Here is a 13,882-nt window from a genome sequence, read left to right as displayed (position 1 = left end):
TTATGAATCATCGTGTACAACCTTTTTTTGCTGTATTGATAGCGCTTGGCGCATTCGGTTTCATTTATGCAGCGGTAACCAACCCCGGGCAGATGATTTCAAGAGCGATCACCGTTATTATCGCAGGCATCATTATTTATTTTATCGTGAGGACGGTCCTGAACCGCCGCACCGGCCGTGACGGAACCGCTTTCAGAAAAGCGGCCAGACAATCGCGGCTCCGAATGAAGGAGCAAAAAGCGAAGCACCGCGCCGGACACAGAGGCCGGGTCAGCCATTTGCGGAGCGTGCCGAGCAGCAGCAGACCGAAGCCGATGATTCTTAAGAAAAAAAGCCAGACCCAGCTTACCGTCATAGAAGGCAAAAAGAATAAAAAGAAAAACAGAGCGCTTTTTTAATAGCTCCATTGCTTCAAAAATTGCTCTGTTCTGCTTTTTCCTAGCTCAATGAGAGCTAGTTTTTTTTGCGGTGTGAGATGAAACTCCGTCGCCATCACATGTTCCACCGGAATAAAAATAATATTTTGTTCGTACTTTGTCGCGATATGCCTGGCATCATGAGCGTCTTTCATCGTTTCAAACAAAGCCCCGAACAGCTCAAAAGCGTTGCGGATTGATTTTTTCGGGCGCTCTTTTTCGTTTGGCGAGAGCGAAATTCCGATGACCGGCCGTTTGCGTTCTTTTGAATACAGCCAAATCGGGAAATTGCTTAACACGCCGCCGTCAACGACCGTTGAGGTGCCTTTTTCTGTCTTCAGTTTTATCGGTTCAAAAAAATAAGGAATGCTGCAGCTCATTCTGACGGCTCTGGCAACCGGGAACATCTCCGGATTTAATCCGTAGCGGGGAAGATCGTCAGGAAGCACGATCATCGTTCCGTTCGTCAGATCTGAAGCGATGAGACGGAGCGAGCCTTTTTTCAAATCGCCGAACGCGATGATGCCCTTCGCTTTTAATTTATCCGCAATCCATTTTTCCAGCATATCGCCTCTGTATAGTCCGAGGCGCCAATATATCGACACCCACCGCAGGATTTTCAGCGGGAGGAATGAGTATCTCTGATCAAGCAATTGCCTTCCGTCCACCTCATCTATGATGGAATGAACCTCTCTGCTCGTATAGCCCGCAGCGATAAATGCGGCAATAATTGCGCCGGCGCTTGTTCCGGCGAGCCTTTCAAAGCGAAAGCCCTTTTCTTCCAGCGCTTCATAAGCGCCGGCAAGCGCCACCCCTTTTATCCCCCCGCCCGAAAATACGCCGTCAATCTGCATAGCGCGCCCTCTCCCTTCCATCTCAAGGTGTATTATTATTTTAAGAAACGGCTGGGCGAAATAGACCAAAGAATGAAGACATTAAAAAAAGGGCGCCCCATTTCGGGCTGCCCTTTATTCACCGGGATTTTCGGTTTTTTTCTGTACGGATTTCAATTCTTTTTTCCGGCTTTCGTCATCTTCAAAATACTGAACGAGGTCGCCGATGCGGTCAATGCTGTTCCAGCTCAGATGATGTTCGATTCCTTCAACATCATTGTAAATCTTCTCTTCATCAACACCAATGATTCTTAAAAACTGCTCAAGCAATTCGTGTCTGTATACGAGCCGTTTGCCGATCTTTTTGCCTTTTGACGTCAATACGAGCCCGCGATATTTTTCATAAATCAAATACTCGTCTTTATCTAGTTTTTGAACCATTTTCGTTACAGAGGAGGGGTGGACTGCCAAAGCTTCCGCGATATCAGAAACCCGTGCATATCCTTTTTCTTCTATCAGCATATAAATCTGTTCAATATAATCTTCCATACTTGGTGTTGTCATAAGTAACCCTCCCAAAAAGCACCTTAACTTTATAAACCATTACAAGTTTACACTAACGGTCATGAAAAAACAAGGATGCTTCCGGTCTGTCAAGCCTTATCAGCGCTTATAATTCCATTCATCGGACGCGTATTTCGTCTCAGCCAGCTCATTGACAAATGCAAGCTCTTCAGACGTGAGTGTGTAGGGCTCAAGATGTATGTTCAGCCCTTCCTCAAAACCGGCTTTAAAAGCGATTCTGGCCTCATCCATCGTTACCCGTTTCGGCGCTAAGGCGTTGATGGCTACCGCTTTGTTTTTGAAATTCCGCTGCATGCGCTCACGGACTCTGTCGCTCGGATATAAAAACAGATCAAACAGTTTATCCTCATCAATGTCAAGCAGGATGGAACCGTGCTGAAGAATGACGCCTTTTTGGCGTGTCTGTGCGCTTCCGGCAACTTTCCGCCCTTCGACGACCAGTTCATACCACGAAGGCGCATCAAAGCAGACGGACGAGCGCGGATTTTTCAAGCTTTCTTTTTCTTTCTCCGTTCGCGGAATCGCAAAGCAGGCATCAAGTCCAAGGTTTCTGAATCCCTGCAGAATACCTTCTGAAATCACCCGGTACGCCTCTGTCACCGTGGCCGGCATTTCCGGGTGATCCTCTGAAACGATTACGCTGTATGTCAATTCTTTATCATGCAGAACACCCCGTCCGCCTGTCGGTCTTCTGACAAACCCGAGGCCGTGTTTATGTACTGCGTCAAAGTTAATTTCCTTCTTAATATTTTGAAAATACCCGACAGACAAAGTTGCCGGATTCCAGCCGTAAAAACGGATCACCGGTGGAATTTTTTTTTGGCTGTGCCAATATAAAAGCGCTTCATCCAGCGCCATGTTAAATGCCGGGCTTTCGTTCCCTGAGTCAATAAACCGCCATGTTTCTTTTTCCATACACTGAACCCTTCTTTATCGTTTTAATAAAATCAGTTTAACAAACTGCCTTGAAAATGAAAAATATTTCGTTTCATTAAGGATGACAATCGCTTCATGCTTTACTATAATAGTATTTGTCCCAAAACGTCCGGTAAGCCTTGTTTTCAGGAAGCAGGGTTTTGATTTTATAAGTTAAAGGAGTAGAATCGCATTGTCTAATATGATTGCTTTAATTATTGTTGCGGCGTTTATCGTTTATATGATCGTGTCGTATTTTTACCAGCAGCGTTTAATGAAAACACTTACGGAAGAGGAATTCCGCGCGGGCTACAGAAAAGCGCAGCTGATTGACGTCCGTGAACCGAATGAATTTGAAGGCGGCCATATTCTCGGCGCGCGCAACATTCCGCTGTCACAGCTGAAACAGCGCAAAAGTGAAATCCGTCCTGATAAACCCGTTTATCTGTACTGCCAAAACAATGTCCGCAGCGGACGCGCGGCACAGACGCTCCGCAAACACGGCTGTAAAGATATTTACAACCTGAAAGGCGGATTTAAAAAATGGGGCGGAAAAATTAAAGCAAAAAACTAATCATAAAAAAGAGCTTCCGTATAAAACGGACAGCTCTTTTTTTTACACCGTGTCAGCGGATGCCGTCAAGTGTACGTTCGTATTTTAAAACGGGCTTTCTTGCCGCCTTGGTTTCATCCATTCTTTTGACAACTGTTGTATGCGGCGCCTCCTGAACGATTTCAGGCGATTCCTCCGCTTCCCGCGCAATTTGAATCATGGCATCTATAAACGCATCAAGCGTTTCCTTCGATTCCGTTTCCGTCGGTTCGATCATGATGCTTTCTTCAACATTGAGAGGAAAATACACAGTCGGCGGATGATAGCCGAAATCCAAAAGCCGTTTGGCAATATCAAGCGTTCGTACGCCGAGCTTTTTCTGCCTTCTTCCCGATAACACAAATTCATGCTTGCAATGACGGTCATACGGGAGATCATAATAAGGCGCGAGTCTTCTCATCATATAATTTGCATTTAAAACCGCGTTTTCGGTCACAGCTTTTAAGCCGTCAGGCCCCATGGACCGGATATACGTGTAGGCTCTGACATTAATGCCGAAGTTGCCGTAATAAGGTTTTACGCGCCCGATCGACTGCGGCCGGTCATAGTCAAAAGTCAAACGGCCCTCTTTTTTCGTGAGAACGGGTTTCGGCAGATACGGAATGAATTCTTTTTTCACTCCGACCGGACCTGAGCCCGGTCCTCCCCCGCCGTGCGGCCCGGTAAATGTTTTATGCAGATTAAGGTGAACGACGTCAAATCCCATATCTCCCGGTCTTGCTTTACTTAAAACGGCATTTAAATTCGCTCCGTCATAATAAAGCTTTCCGCCGGCCTGATGGACGATTTCAGCCATTTCCGTAATGTTTTCCTCAAATAATCCAAGGGTGTTCGGATTCGTCAGCATCAGCGCCGCTGTTTCTTCGTTTACCGCTCTTTTCAAATCTTCAATGTCAACCAGCCCATGCTCATTTGACTTGACGGTAATCGTTTCAAAACCGGCGACCGTGGCGGATGCCGGATTCGTACCGTGGGCTGAATCAGGGACAATCACCTTCGTCCGTCCGAAGTCTCCCCGTGCTTCGTGATAGGCGCGGATCATCATCAGGCCGGTCCATTCGCCGTGAGCGCCCGCCGCAGGCTGCAGCGTCACCTCATCCATGCCCGTAATCTCCTCCAAGTGTCCGCTTAAATCGTATAAAAGCTCAAGCGCCCCCTGAACCGTGTCCTCGTCCTGAAGCGGATGAATAGCGGAAAAACCTGCGATCCGGGCAATTTTTTCATTTAATTTCGGATTGTATTTCATCGTACAGGAGCCGAGCGGATAAAAGCCTGAATCAACTCCGTGGTTCCTCTTAGAAAGAGCGGTATAATGCCGCATAATATCGAGCTCTGATACTTCCGGCAGCTTTGCGTCTTCATCGCGGATATAGTCACCGGGAAGAAGGCTTTCAAGCTCTGTTTCCGGCACATCAAGCTCCGGAAGGCTGTAACCGATACGCCCTTCGCGGGACATTTCAAAAATAAGCGCCTGATCTTGATTATTCATGTTGATCCCCCAATCCCGCAATAAGCGAATCGATCTCTTCTTTTGTTCTCAGCTCTGTGACGGCAATGAGCATATGCTGATTCAGTTCCGGATACGCAAGGCCTAAGTCATATCCGCCGATGATGCCGTCTTGCAGGAGCCGCCGGTTTGCTTCCTTGACGGGAAGATTCAGCCTGACGGCAAATTCATTAAATATCGGGCCGTCAAATGCTACGTGCAAGCCGGCTTTTTCCGCTTGGCGTCTCGCGTAATCAGCTTTCAATATATTTTGGCGGGCCATGTCTTTGACGCCGTTTTTTCCGAGCGCCGTCATCGCGACTGAAGCTGCTAAAGCATTCAGCGCCTGATTTGAACAAATGTTAGACGTGGCTTTGTCTCTTCTGATATGCTGCTCACGCGCCTGAAGGGTGAGAACAAAACCTCTTCGCCCGTTTTCATCTTCCGTTTGGCCGACAAGCCGGCCCGGCACCTTTCTCATCAGTTTTTTCGTTACTGCAAAATAGCCGCAGTGCGGGCCGCCGAACGCCGCAGGTATGCCGAAAGGCTGCGCGTCCCCGACAACGATATCAGCTCCGTATGCCCCGGGCGGTGTCAAAATACCGAGCGCGAGCGGGTTTGAAGAAACAATCAGCTGGCTGTTTCCTTTATGTGCGAGCGGCTCAATGTCCTTTAACGGCTCGATTTGTCCGAAGAAGTTCGGATACTGGACGATGACGGCTGCCGTTTCATCACAAACGGCATGTTCCAATGCTTCAAGATCTGTGACGCCGTTTTTCGCGGGCACCTCTACAACCTCAATATATTGGCCCTTTGCGTATGTTTTCAAAACATCCCGCGATTCCGGATGTACGGCTGCGGAAATGACGATTTTTTTCTTTTTCGTATGTCCCGATGCAAGCATCGCCGCTTCCGCCAGCGCCGTTCCCCCGTCGTACATAGAGGAGTTTGCGATATCCATTCCCGTTAATTCACAGATCATCGTTTGAAATTCAAAAATCGCCTGCAGCTCTCCTTGTGAGATTTCAGGCTGATAAGGCGTATATGCCGTGTAAAACTCTGATCGGGATATCACATGATCGACGATAACCGGCTGGTAGTGATCGTACACTCCTGCACCCAGAAAAGATGCATATGTAACAGCGTCTTTATTTTTCGCCGCAAGCTTTGTCAGCTCTCTCGTCAGCTCAGTTTCTGACTTTGCTTTTTTAATTTGGTAGTCTTTTTGAAACCTCACATCTTCCGGAATATCGGCAAACAGTTCATCAATTGTTTCTGCGCCGATGGCTTTCAGCATTTCTTTTTTATCCTGTTCTGTCGCGGGCAAATATCGATGCTTCATATGACTCTCCTTTTTTCAGCTCTGTTTTGGACGTTTATAAAACGGTGTGCGGACAATCTTCGCTTTTACCGTTTTTTTACGGATTTCCACTTCTACTTCCGTTCCGACTTCACTGAATTCCGTTTTGATTAAGGCAAGGCCGATATTTTTCTTTAAAGTCGGAGATTGCGTGCCTGTCGTGACTTCACCGATCGGAACACCGTCTTTTTTCACGGCGTACCCGTGTCTCGGAATCCCTTTTTCAATCATCTCAAGTCCGACCAGCTTTCGCGGGGCTCCTTTTTCTTTCTGTTCGCGCAATACAGACTTCCCGAAAAAATCGGAATCTTTCTTGTGTTTCACGGCAAATCCGATTCCGGCTTCAATCGGTGTAATATCTTTCGTCAATTCCTGACCGTATAAAGCAAGCTTCGCTTCAAATCTCAGCGTATCACGGGCGCCGAGGCCGCACGGAACGAGGCCTTCATGCTCTCCCGCTGCAAGTATCTCCTTAAATAGATGAACCGCATCTTCATTGCGGCAATATAACTCAAATCCGTCTTCACCGGTATAGCCTGTTCTTGAAAGCAGGACTTGTCGTCCGGCAACGTCCGTCTCGTCAATAAATGTAAACGGCTTTAAGGAGGACAAATCACATTCAGTCAGCTTCGTAAGAACCGACTGAGCATTCGGCCCCTGAACGGCAAGCAGTGAAATCCCGTCAGACTGATTCGTCAGCGTGACATCGCCTTCCGCATGTTCCGTCAGCCAAGCGATGTCTTTTTCAATATTAGACGCGTTAATCACGAGCAGATAGCAGCTCTCGCTTTTCTGATAGATCAGCAAGTCATCGACCGTACCGCCGTCAGGATAACACATGGCGGTATAAAGCGCGTTTCCCGGCTTTAAATCGGCAACGTCATTTGTCATCATTTTTTGCAGAAAAGACAGGGCGTCTTTACCGGATACTTCGACTTCCCCCATATGAGACACATCAAACAGGCCCGCTTTTGTGCGGACGGCTTCATGCTCCTCTTTAATAGAAGAAAATTGAACCGGCAGCTCCCATCCTCCAAAATCAATCGTTTTTCCGCCGTATTCTTTATACACGTCATAAAGCGGTGTTCGTTTCAGCATCATCTTCCCCCTTCAGTCATTGGCGCATTGTAAAAACATATAAAAAAGGACAGAGAAACACCTCATGAAAATGAAGGTTTCTCTGTCCCGGCACCTGAAAGTTTACTTTATGAACATATCATAAAGACGTCCCCTTTGGTGGCCTGCTTCTTCTAAGTGCAGACACTCTCCAGAGTTGCGTCGAGCAAGAGTTCTTTTGCCTGAGAGATTCACTCCGCAGTTTGCTCCTTCGGCGCCCGGACGCCCATCTTTCGTCCGAGTCTCTCCCCTTGCTGTCATTCGCTCATATTTACCAATTTTATGGACATACTAAAGCAATATCTTTTAGTGAAATCATTACTTATATCCTACCACCCTCATTTACGTCCGGCAACAAAAATTATGATAAATCAGTTTTTTAAAAGAAAGGCGGTTTTGTTACATATGACAGCAGAGATCATATTTGATGCAAACTGGCCGGGAGAGTTTTCTGAGCGGCTGAAAACGGACGGTCCCTGGTCAAATTGGGAGATGTACAAACTGTCGGCTGAAGTCCAGCAGACCCTTGCCATTCCTGAATTTGAAGGGTTGAGGGCTCCTTTATACCTGCCCGATTTCACTCCGCTTCCACATCAGCTTGAGGTCGCGCAGAAAGTCGTTGAAAAAATGAACGGCAAGGCGATTTTGGCTGATGAAGTGGGGCTCGGAAAAACGGTGGAAGCGGGCCTGATTTTAAAAGAATATATGATTCGCGGGCTGGCCAAAAAAATCCTGATTCTTGTGCCGGCATCACTCGTTTCCCAGTGGGTGAAAGAGCTTCAGGAGAAGTTTTTAATACCCGCTGTTGAACAGAAGAAAAGCTATGTGTGGGAACAGTGCGATATCGTCGTTTCTTCTATTGATACGGCCAAACGCTCGCCACACAAAGACATTGTGCTTTCTATTCCGTATGATCTCGTCATTATTGACGAGGCGCACAAGCTCAAAAACAGCAAAACGAAAAATTATGAATTTGCGAGAAGTCTTGTGAAGAAATACTGCCTGCTTCTGACGGCGACGCCGATTCAAAACCGGATCGAAGAAATCTTCAATTTAGTGTCACTGTTAAAGCCCGGCCATTTAGGAAACGAAAGCGGATTTCAAGAAACCTTCAATCAGAAGGACGGGATTGACGCTCATGAGCATTTGAAAGAGCTCGTCAATAAAGTGATGATCCGCAACACGCGGAGCGACACCGGCCTTACATGGACGAAGCGCCACGTGGAAACAGTGCCGATCACCTTTTCACCGACGGAACAGGCGCTTTACGATGACATCGCCGCACTGAAAAACGGCACGGAAAAGCCCGCCAGCGCATTTTCCATTATGACGCTGCAAAGAGAATGCTGTTCAAGCAGGGAAGCCGTGTATATGACGCTCAAAAAAATGCTTGACCAAAAAGACAAACAAGCGCCCGCATTCGATGATCAGACGATAACTAATTTAATGGACCGCATCAATCAAGTCACGCAAAACTCAAAAGCGATTCAAGTTGTTGACTTGATCCAAAAAATTAATGATAAAGTCATTATTTTTACTGAATACAGGGCGACACAGATTTACCTGCAATGGTTCCTTCAGCAGAACGGCATAAGCTCCGTTCCGTTCAGAGGCGGATTTAAACGCGGAAAAAAAGACTGGATGAAGGATCTCTTCCGCGGCAAAGTGCAGGTGCTGATCGCTACAGAAGCCGGAGGCGAAGGGATCAACCTGCAATTCTGCAACCATATTATCAATTATGACCTCCCGTGGAACCCGATGCGGCTTGAACAAAGAATCGGAAGGATTCACAGACTCGGTCAGGAAAGAGATGTCCATATCTACAATATGGCGACAAAACATACGGTGGAAGAGCATATCTTAAAACTTCTGTATGACAAAATTCATTTATTTGAAAATGTCGTCGGAGAATTAGATGACATCTTAACAAAAATCAAAGTGAGCAATTTTGAAGACCATTTGCATGATATTTTATGCCATTCGCTGACAGAGGAAGAAATGAGAATCAAAATGGACAATCTCACCTCTTTTCTGTCGTACGGTACGGAAAAGCCCGCCAGAAAAAAAGGATCTTAATCTAAAAGGAGGAAGCGCGACATGAGACAGCAGGAGGTTCACGAATTTTTACTGCGCTTTTTTGAAGCGAACCACTGTCCGATTACAGAACACGGGCCGGGTTTTATGACGGTTCAGTTGACGGTCGAGATGGACAAACAAATTATGAACCGCCCGTTTTATTGGCATTGGCGTGAAAAAACGGGCGGCGAACCGAACCCGATGAAGATCACGTTCATCACTGATAAAGAAACGGCTCCGGAGGATATGGACGGCGAATTTATTTACTTTGGAGCCCCGCGCCTCTTTCAAATCTTTCAAGCAGTTAAACAAAATGGGAGATTTACAAGAATATATGAGAAAATTGTATCAGCCGGAGCCAGAGTGCCGCTTCAGCCCTGGCTTGGATTAAATGTAGTGATTTCATACCAATCCGACATGAAAAAAGACAGACTTTTGTCTTTAGGCCTGCATCTTGTTTCTGGAACAATTATAGAGGGGTTTCAGCAGAAACTTGCACCGCTTCCGCTGACCTCGCAAATATCAGACTATTGCTTTACCATATCGCCGATGATTAAGCCGGAAAGCGGAATTAAAAGAATGGAGCATTACTTAAAAGACGCTGCCGCCAAAGAGCCGTCAGACTGGGCTGACAGCGCGATCGCCAGATGGAAAAAGGATCTCAGGCTGCTCGATCAGTTTTATGAGCAGACAGAGGAAAAACCTGAGGAATACCATTTGGAAAAACAAGCGCTGAAAGCCTTATATCAGCCGAACATTCACATTCAGATTGAAAACGGCGGTTTATTTTTCCTGCAAAGTAATTTTTCTGGATAAGGGTTATCCATTCGACACCTTTCCCGTTTTTTCTGGAAATTCTATATTATAATAAAAGTATATAGAAAAAATTTCTGGCGTTTCGCATGCGATGAATCACTTCCAGACATGTAAAGATAAGGTCATGGGCGGATTGGCTGAAATACATAAACAAGTATTTTAGGAGGAGAAAATGCATGAAAAATGCAAAAATGGAATTTTCGCAATTAGATAAGGAATGGGTTGAGCTGATATTAGAAGCCCAAAAAGCAAATATCAGCCTAGAAGAAATACGCAAATACCTGCTTTCGCATAAAAAGTCTTCTCAACATATCCAGGCAGCCAGAAGTCATACCGTAAATCCTTTCTGAATGTGCTATAATATCACAAGGAAGGTGATGACATTGATTGGCCAGCGTATTAAACAATACCGAAAAGAAAAAGGCTACTCACTATCAGAACTAGCTGAAAAAGCTGGGGTAGCGAAGTCTTATTTAAGCTCAATAGAACGAAATTTACAGACGAACCCCTCCATTCAATTTCTCGAAAAAGTCTCCGCTGTTCTGGACGTCTCGGTTCATACTTTACTTGATGAAAAACATGAAACCGAATACGATGGTCAATTAGATAGTGAATGGGAGAAATTAGTTCGCGATGCGATGACATCCGGGGTATCAAAAAAACAATTTCGTGAATTTTTAGATTATCAAAAATGGAGAAAAGCGCAAAAAGAGGAGTAGTGCCGCCATATGTGCACAACTCCTCTTTTAACTGTCCGACTTTCGGATTAGTTTTTATCCTCACTGTGAGCCTTTTCATTTTCCTTGACGTAACCGTCTTTATCCGTATGATCTTTCGTAATGGTCAAGCCGTTCCATTGCGTTGCTTCAAAAGAGAATTGAAGAGAAATCGCATTGCCTTGGAACTTGTTTTGCACACTTAATCCGTCCGCAGTTTTTGCGGTGTCATTTTTAAATTGGATTTCCATTCTCACTTGGTCATAATCAGCAGGCGTTTTCGGAACTCCGTCGTACTCAGGAGCTGTTTTGCCGTTAATGGTTGCTACATTGACTTTTCCGCTCTCACTAAGGAATTTCGGATCAATGTGCTTGCTGATCGCTTCGGCAGCTGCTTTATCCTGTTTTGTTGACATTAAGTATAAGTCTTTCAGGCTGGCCGCCTTCAAAATGATATTTTTAGGATAGCCGTTGCCCCCTTCTTTACCGACTGTCAGAACCGTAATTTCAAACTGACTGAGGAAATCCTCCGCAGATTCATTTCCTTTCTTTGCTCCTTTAAAGTCAGTAAAATTCAAAGCCATCAGCACTTCTTTAATAGCAAGTGAACCATTGTTTCTGAATTCAAAATCTTTCGTCAATTTATCGCCTGGTTTTAAGTTTGACAAATTGACATTGGCTGATTGTTCTTTAGCCGATAAATCAAGTGTTCCTGACGCAAATGTAGCGTCTGTCGACTTCACATCATTAAATGCGGCCCATGTGCCTCCTCCTACTAATGCTAAACCGAGTGCGGCTGAGGCAACGCCCAAGCTTAATTTCTTTTTCATACCCATGTTTGTACTCTCCCCTTACTTTTTATTTTTGTTATCAAATCCTGTCGCCAGGTTGCAACCGTATTCATGTGGAGATGGTTCCCTTTTTCGCATGTTCTTCCAGCGCTTTCGTTTTCCGCTCAATATCGCGGAGGGCGCTGACAATGACTGTTATTGAGTAAATCAAAAGCATGACGCCGGGAACGATTAACAGAATCGCCGTTCCGATCGGCTGGCTGGCCAAATGTATGACATATCCGGCATACGGAAGCTGATATCCTGTATACTGGGCCGCCACTTTTTCAGCTTGAACGGGTGCGGCATCCGGGGCGGCATTATGGTCCCCTTTTGTCTCAAACAGCAGGTTCCCGTCCTTTTTTGTGATCCCGATTATTCTGTGTGTGACGGCTGTTCCGTCATCTTGGGTAAAGGTGATCACATCCCCTTTTTCTAAGTCATTCACGTCAGAAATTTTCTTTACCGCTATGAGCGAACCCGTCTTAAATTCCGGGTCCATTGAACCCGACAGCACGGATTTCAGCGTATAGCCGAAGATGGCCGGCTCACCCCCGGAAGCCCGGGTCGAAATCACCGTTAACGTCAGCACAATAATCAAGCTGAAGATGACGGCATACAAAATATTACTGATCAGTTTCAGCGTTTTTTTCATGTTCTTCCCCGCTTTCTTTTACCGGCTCAGCCGGCTCTTTCTCTGTTTTCTTTAGATCGGAAACTGTCGCCTGTTCCCGGCATTTGACGAGTTTCATCGGTTTTGACCACTCAAATTTTTCTTCGTCCGCCGGATACCCTTCAGGCTTGTAAACCTTGAATGCGTATATGCCCGGCTTCAAAGACCGCTTTGACTCAATTTTATAAATCGTTTTGCTTTTTTTATCAGTAATAAGCCCTTTATCCACAACATTGCCGTTTCGTAAAGGCTGCTGCTGAGAAGCGATTTTATGGAGCTCCCATTTCCAGTCAGAAACAGTCCGCTCTTTTCCCTTATTCTCCAGCTCGGCATAGAGCTGAAGCGGCGCACACACGGTGCCTGACGTATCAGTTTGATTTGTTATATGTAAATCACTTTGATCCCAGCGTTCGTCATAACGGCAATCGTCATCCGTATATTGAAAATCTCCGCACGTTTGAACCTGGAGACTGAAGCTTTTCACATCATTGAAGGAGGAACTTGTATCACCTGTGAACTGAGCACATATCGTCACGGACAGGCAAAAAATGAACGAAAGCCGTAACAATAGCATCATCCGCCATCTCACCTTGCCCTTTTTTTCCATTCGCAACAATCGGAACATGCCTTACCCCCTGTAAAACTGTTAATAAATATGACAACCGTTCTCTTTAAAGAACTTTATGAACAAAGTATAATCAAGGATTATCGTCTTGAAAAATGTCAAAATCGGTCAAATTGTTCGTTTTTGAGAATGGTATCTTTTAAAAACAGCGTTTTGCTTCAAATTACACACCTTTTTGGAATTTTTTCTAATAAAACGTGAGAAAATAACGAGGTGCCTAGAACAAAATGGAAAGTATATACAGCGAAAGGACGAAGAATGATGATCAAACAAAGTCTGATTTGCCTTTCTCTTCTTGTTTTCGGGGTTTCAGGAACAGCTCAGGCGGAAACGGTGCCTTATTATGCTGTTCACCATAAATCAAAATGGGAAAAGTTAGCAGAAAAGGAAGCTAAAAAAAGATATCCACTCGCCCAAACGTTATTTATTCAAAAGGTGTGGGATCGGAAAAGAACGGACGAAGCAGTCAAGCAATACCACTTGACATTGCGGGATGGCGCAAAAGAATTTGGCGTGTTTGTTACGATTTCTTTTAATCCCTACAGCCAAAAGGTAAATAAAATTGCCGTCATTGAAGAATACCAATAAGGCCCTCCTGTATCAGGAGGACCTTTCGTGTGATTCACTTTATTTTTTCCGCTGCATCCACAGCTTAAAACTATACGGCAATATTCCGAACCAGTGCTGAGAAGCCGGCACTTTCTTTTCTTTCCGCACTTCTTTTCGCTCTCTCCGTTCCTGTTTCGGCGTATCGAAATATTTAACGAATTGCTCAGTCATATATTTTACATAATCATTTGTTTTCACGGCTCTCACCTCATA

At 45.4% G+C, this 13,882-nt stretch carries 17 protein-coding genes and 1 riboswitch; of the genes, 7 read left to right on the top strand and 10 right to left on the bottom strand.

Translation table 11 applies throughout. The features are described from left to right. Positions 1-2 precede the first annotated feature (2 nt). Positions 3-398: an SA1362 family protein gene (locus BZ167_RS17610; protein WP_007408340.1), complete on the top strand. Its 396-nt coding sequence runs from the start codon at positions 3-5 to the stop codon at positions 396-398. On the opposite strand, the gene BZ167_RS17605 is transcribed toward BZ167_RS17610, so the two are convergent. The 3 genes from BZ167_RS17605 to BZ167_RS17595 form a co-directional block, all read right to left on the bottom strand. Next, positions 395-1,270, bottom strand: a complete 876-nt coding sequence (locus BZ167_RS17605) for a patatin-like phospholipase family protein (protein ID WP_012117971.1) — start codon at positions 1,268-1,270, stop codon at positions 395-397. The genes BZ167_RS17610 and BZ167_RS17605 overlap by 4 nt on opposite strands. A gap of 114 nt (positions 1,271-1,384) precedes the next feature. Then, on the bottom strand, positions 1,385-1,813 hold the full coding sequence (gene mntR, locus BZ167_RS17600) for a transcriptional regulator MntR (protein WP_007408338.1): 429 nt from the start codon (positions 1,811-1,813) through the stop codon (positions 1,385-1,387). A 99-nt stretch (positions 1,814-1,912) separates the two neighbouring features. Continuing rightward, on the bottom strand, positions 1,913-2,749 hold the full coding sequence (locus tag BZ167_RS17595) for a lipoate--protein ligase family protein (protein WP_003153114.1): 837 nt from the start codon (positions 2,747-2,749) through the stop codon (positions 1,913-1,915). 193 nt (positions 2,750-2,942) lie between these two features. Here BZ167_RS17595 and BZ167_RS17590 point away from each other — a divergent pair, with 193 nt between their 5' ends. Further along, positions 2,943-3,323, top strand: a complete 381-nt coding sequence (locus BZ167_RS17590; protein WP_007408335.1) for a rhodanese-like domain-containing protein — start codon at positions 2,943-2,945, stop codon at positions 3,321-3,323. A gap of 52 nt (positions 3,324-3,375) precedes the next feature. On the opposite strand, the gene gcvPB is transcribed toward BZ167_RS17590, so the two are convergent. Genes gcvPB through gcvT form a run of 3 tightly spaced genes read right to left on the bottom strand, consistent with a single transcriptional unit; the run spans position 3,376 to position 7,306 of the window. Next, positions 3,376-4,851 (bottom strand): aminomethyl-transferring glycine dehydrogenase subunit GcvPB, encoded by a 1,476-nt coding sequence (gene gcvPB / locus BZ167_RS17585; RefSeq protein ID WP_015417807.1) that lies wholly within the window; start codon positions 4,849-4,851, stop codon positions 3,376-3,378. Further along, the gene (gcvPA, locus tag BZ167_RS17580) at positions 4,844-6,190 is read right to left on the bottom strand and encodes an aminomethyl-transferring glycine dehydrogenase subunit GcvPA (protein ID WP_015417808.1); all 1,347 of its coding nucleotides are present in this window, start codon (positions 6,188-6,190) and stop codon (positions 4,844-4,846) included. Before gcvPA ends, gcvPB begins: the two co-directional genes overlap by 8 nt. Before the next feature lie 15 nt (positions 6,191-6,205). Beyond that, the gene (gcvT, locus tag BZ167_RS17575) at positions 6,206-7,306 is read right to left on the bottom strand and encodes a glycine cleavage system aminomethyltransferase GcvT (RefSeq protein ID WP_031378949.1); all 1,101 of its coding nucleotides are present in this window, start codon (positions 7,304-7,306) and stop codon (positions 6,206-6,208) included. A 178-nt stretch (positions 7,307-7,484) separates the two neighbouring features. Beyond that, a riboswitch (glycine riboswitch) is annotated at positions 7,485-7,585 on the bottom strand. A gap of 144 nt (positions 7,586-7,729) precedes the next feature. Between gcvT and BZ167_RS17570 the strand changes: the two genes are divergently transcribed. The 4 genes from BZ167_RS17570 (at position 7,730) to sinR (ending at position 10,935) form a co-directional block, all read left to right on the top strand. Beyond that, entirely contained in the window at positions 7,730-9,400 is a 1,671-nt protein-coding gene (locus tag BZ167_RS17570; protein ID WP_015417810.1) for a DEAD/DEAH box helicase, read from the top strand. Between the two features lie 21 nt (positions 9,401-9,421). Continuing rightward, a complete protein-coding gene (locus tag BZ167_RS17565) occupies positions 9,422-10,216 on the top strand; it encodes a YqhG family protein (protein ID WP_007408330.1) in 795 nt (264 codons plus the stop codon). A gap of 176 nt (positions 10,217-10,392) precedes the next feature. Beyond that, positions 10,393-10,566, top strand: coding sequence for an anti-repressor SinI (gene sinI / locus BZ167_RS17560; RefSeq protein WP_003153105.1), 174 nt, complete (start codon positions 10,393-10,395; stop codon positions 10,564-10,566). 33 nt (positions 10,567-10,599) lie between these two features. Beyond that, on the top strand, positions 10,600-10,935 hold the full coding sequence (sinR, locus tag BZ167_RS17555; RefSeq protein WP_003153104.1) for a transcriptional regulator SinR: 336 nt from the start codon (positions 10,600-10,602) through the stop codon (positions 10,933-10,935). 47 nt (positions 10,936-10,982) lie between these two features. Here sinR and tasA read toward each other — a convergent pair whose 3' ends face one another. The 3 genes from tasA to tapA form a co-directional block, all read right to left on the bottom strand. After that, positions 10,983-11,768 carry a biofilm matrix protein TasA gene (gene tasA, locus BZ167_RS17550; RefSeq protein ID WP_007408329.1) on the bottom strand — a complete coding sequence of 262 codons (786 nt, stop codon included), beginning with the start codon at positions 11,766-11,768 and terminating at the stop codon, positions 10,983-10,985. Between the two features lie 64 nt (positions 11,769-11,832). Beyond that, complete coding sequence (gene sipW / locus BZ167_RS17545) at positions 11,833-12,417, bottom strand: signal peptidase I SipW (protein ID WP_015240205.1); 585 nt, start codon at positions 12,415-12,417, stop codon at positions 11,833-11,835. Continuing rightward, positions 12,389-13,060 (bottom strand): amyloid fiber anchoring/assembly protein TapA, encoded by a 672-nt coding sequence (gene tapA / locus BZ167_RS17540; protein ID WP_015417813.1) that lies wholly within the window; start codon positions 13,058-13,060, stop codon positions 12,389-12,391. The genes sipW and tapA overlap by 29 nt, the downstream gene beginning before the upstream one ends. Positions 13,061-13,318: 258 nt before the next feature. On the opposite strand from tapA, the gene BZ167_RS17535 reads away from it, so the two are divergent. Continuing rightward, on the top strand, positions 13,319-13,648 hold the full coding sequence (locus tag BZ167_RS17535; protein ID WP_012117979.1) for a DUF3889 domain-containing protein: 330 nt from the start codon (positions 13,319-13,321) through the stop codon (positions 13,646-13,648). A 39-nt stretch (positions 13,649-13,687) separates the two neighbouring features. Here BZ167_RS17535 and BZ167_RS17530 read toward each other — a convergent pair whose 3' ends face one another. After that, positions 13,688-13,867: a YqzE family protein gene (locus BZ167_RS17530; RefSeq protein ID WP_003153093.1), complete on the bottom strand. Its 180-nt coding sequence runs from the start codon at positions 13,865-13,867 to the stop codon at positions 13,688-13,690. Positions 13,868-13,882: the final 15 nt, after the last annotated feature.

Origin of the sequence: Bacillus sp. 275, from assembly GCF_001999205.1 — a bacterium.
Classification (GTDB): Bacteria; Bacillota; Bacilli; order Bacillales; family Bacillaceae; genus Bacillus; species Bacillus velezensis.
The sequence above is the reverse complement of the archived record's forward strand: the minus strand, read 5'-3'. Positions and strand labels throughout refer to the sequence as shown.

Coding starts and splice junctions, on each gene's coding strand:
- BZ167_RS17605 (WP_012117971.1), bottom strand. CDS start 1,270: ATGCAGATTGACGGCGTATTTTCGGGCGGGGGGATAAAAGGGGTGGCG.
- mntR (WP_007408338.1), bottom strand. CDS start 1,813: ATGACAACACCAAGTATGGAAGATTATATTGAACAGATTTATATGCTG.
- BZ167_RS17535 (WP_012117979.1), top strand. CDS start 13,319: ATGATGATCAAACAAAGTCTGATTTGCCTTTCTCTTCTTGTTTTCGGG.
- gcvPB (WP_015417807.1), bottom strand. CDS start 4,851: ATGAATAATCAAGATCAGGCGCTTATTTTTGAAATGTCCCGCGAAGGG.
- BZ167_RS17565 (WP_007408330.1), top strand. CDS start 9,422: ATGAGACAGCAGGAGGTTCACGAATTTTTACTGCGCTTTTTTGAAGCG.
- gcvPA (WP_015417808.1), bottom strand. CDS start 6,190: ATGAAGCATCGATATTTGCCCGCGACAGAACAGGATAAAAAAGAAATG.
- BZ167_RS17610 (WP_007408340.1), top strand. CDS start 3: ATGAATCATCGTGTACAACCTTTTTTTGCTGTATTGATAGCGCTTGGC.
- tapA (WP_015417813.1), bottom strand. CDS start 13,060: ATGTTCCGATTGTTGCGAATGGAAAAAAAGGGCAAGGTGAGATGGCGG.
- BZ167_RS17595 (WP_003153114.1), bottom strand. CDS start 2,749: ATGGAAAAAGAAACATGGCGGTTTATTGACTCAGGGAACGAAAGCCCG.
- BZ167_RS17570 (WP_015417810.1), top strand. CDS start 7,730: ATGACAGCAGAGATCATATTTGATGCAAACTGGCCGGGAGAGTTTTCT.
- sinI (WP_003153105.1), top strand. CDS start 10,393: ATGAAAAATGCAAAAATGGAATTTTCGCAATTAGATAAGGAATGGGTT.
- tasA (WP_007408329.1), bottom strand. CDS start 11,768: ATGGGTATGAAAAAGAAATTAAGCTTGGGCGTTGCCTCAGCCGCACTC.
- gcvT (WP_031378949.1), bottom strand. CDS start 7,306: ATGCTGAAACGAACACCGCTTTATGACGTGTATAAAGAATACGGCGGA.
- sipW (WP_015240205.1), bottom strand. CDS start 12,417: ATGAAAAAAACGCTGAAACTGATCAGTAATATTTTGTATGCCGTCATC.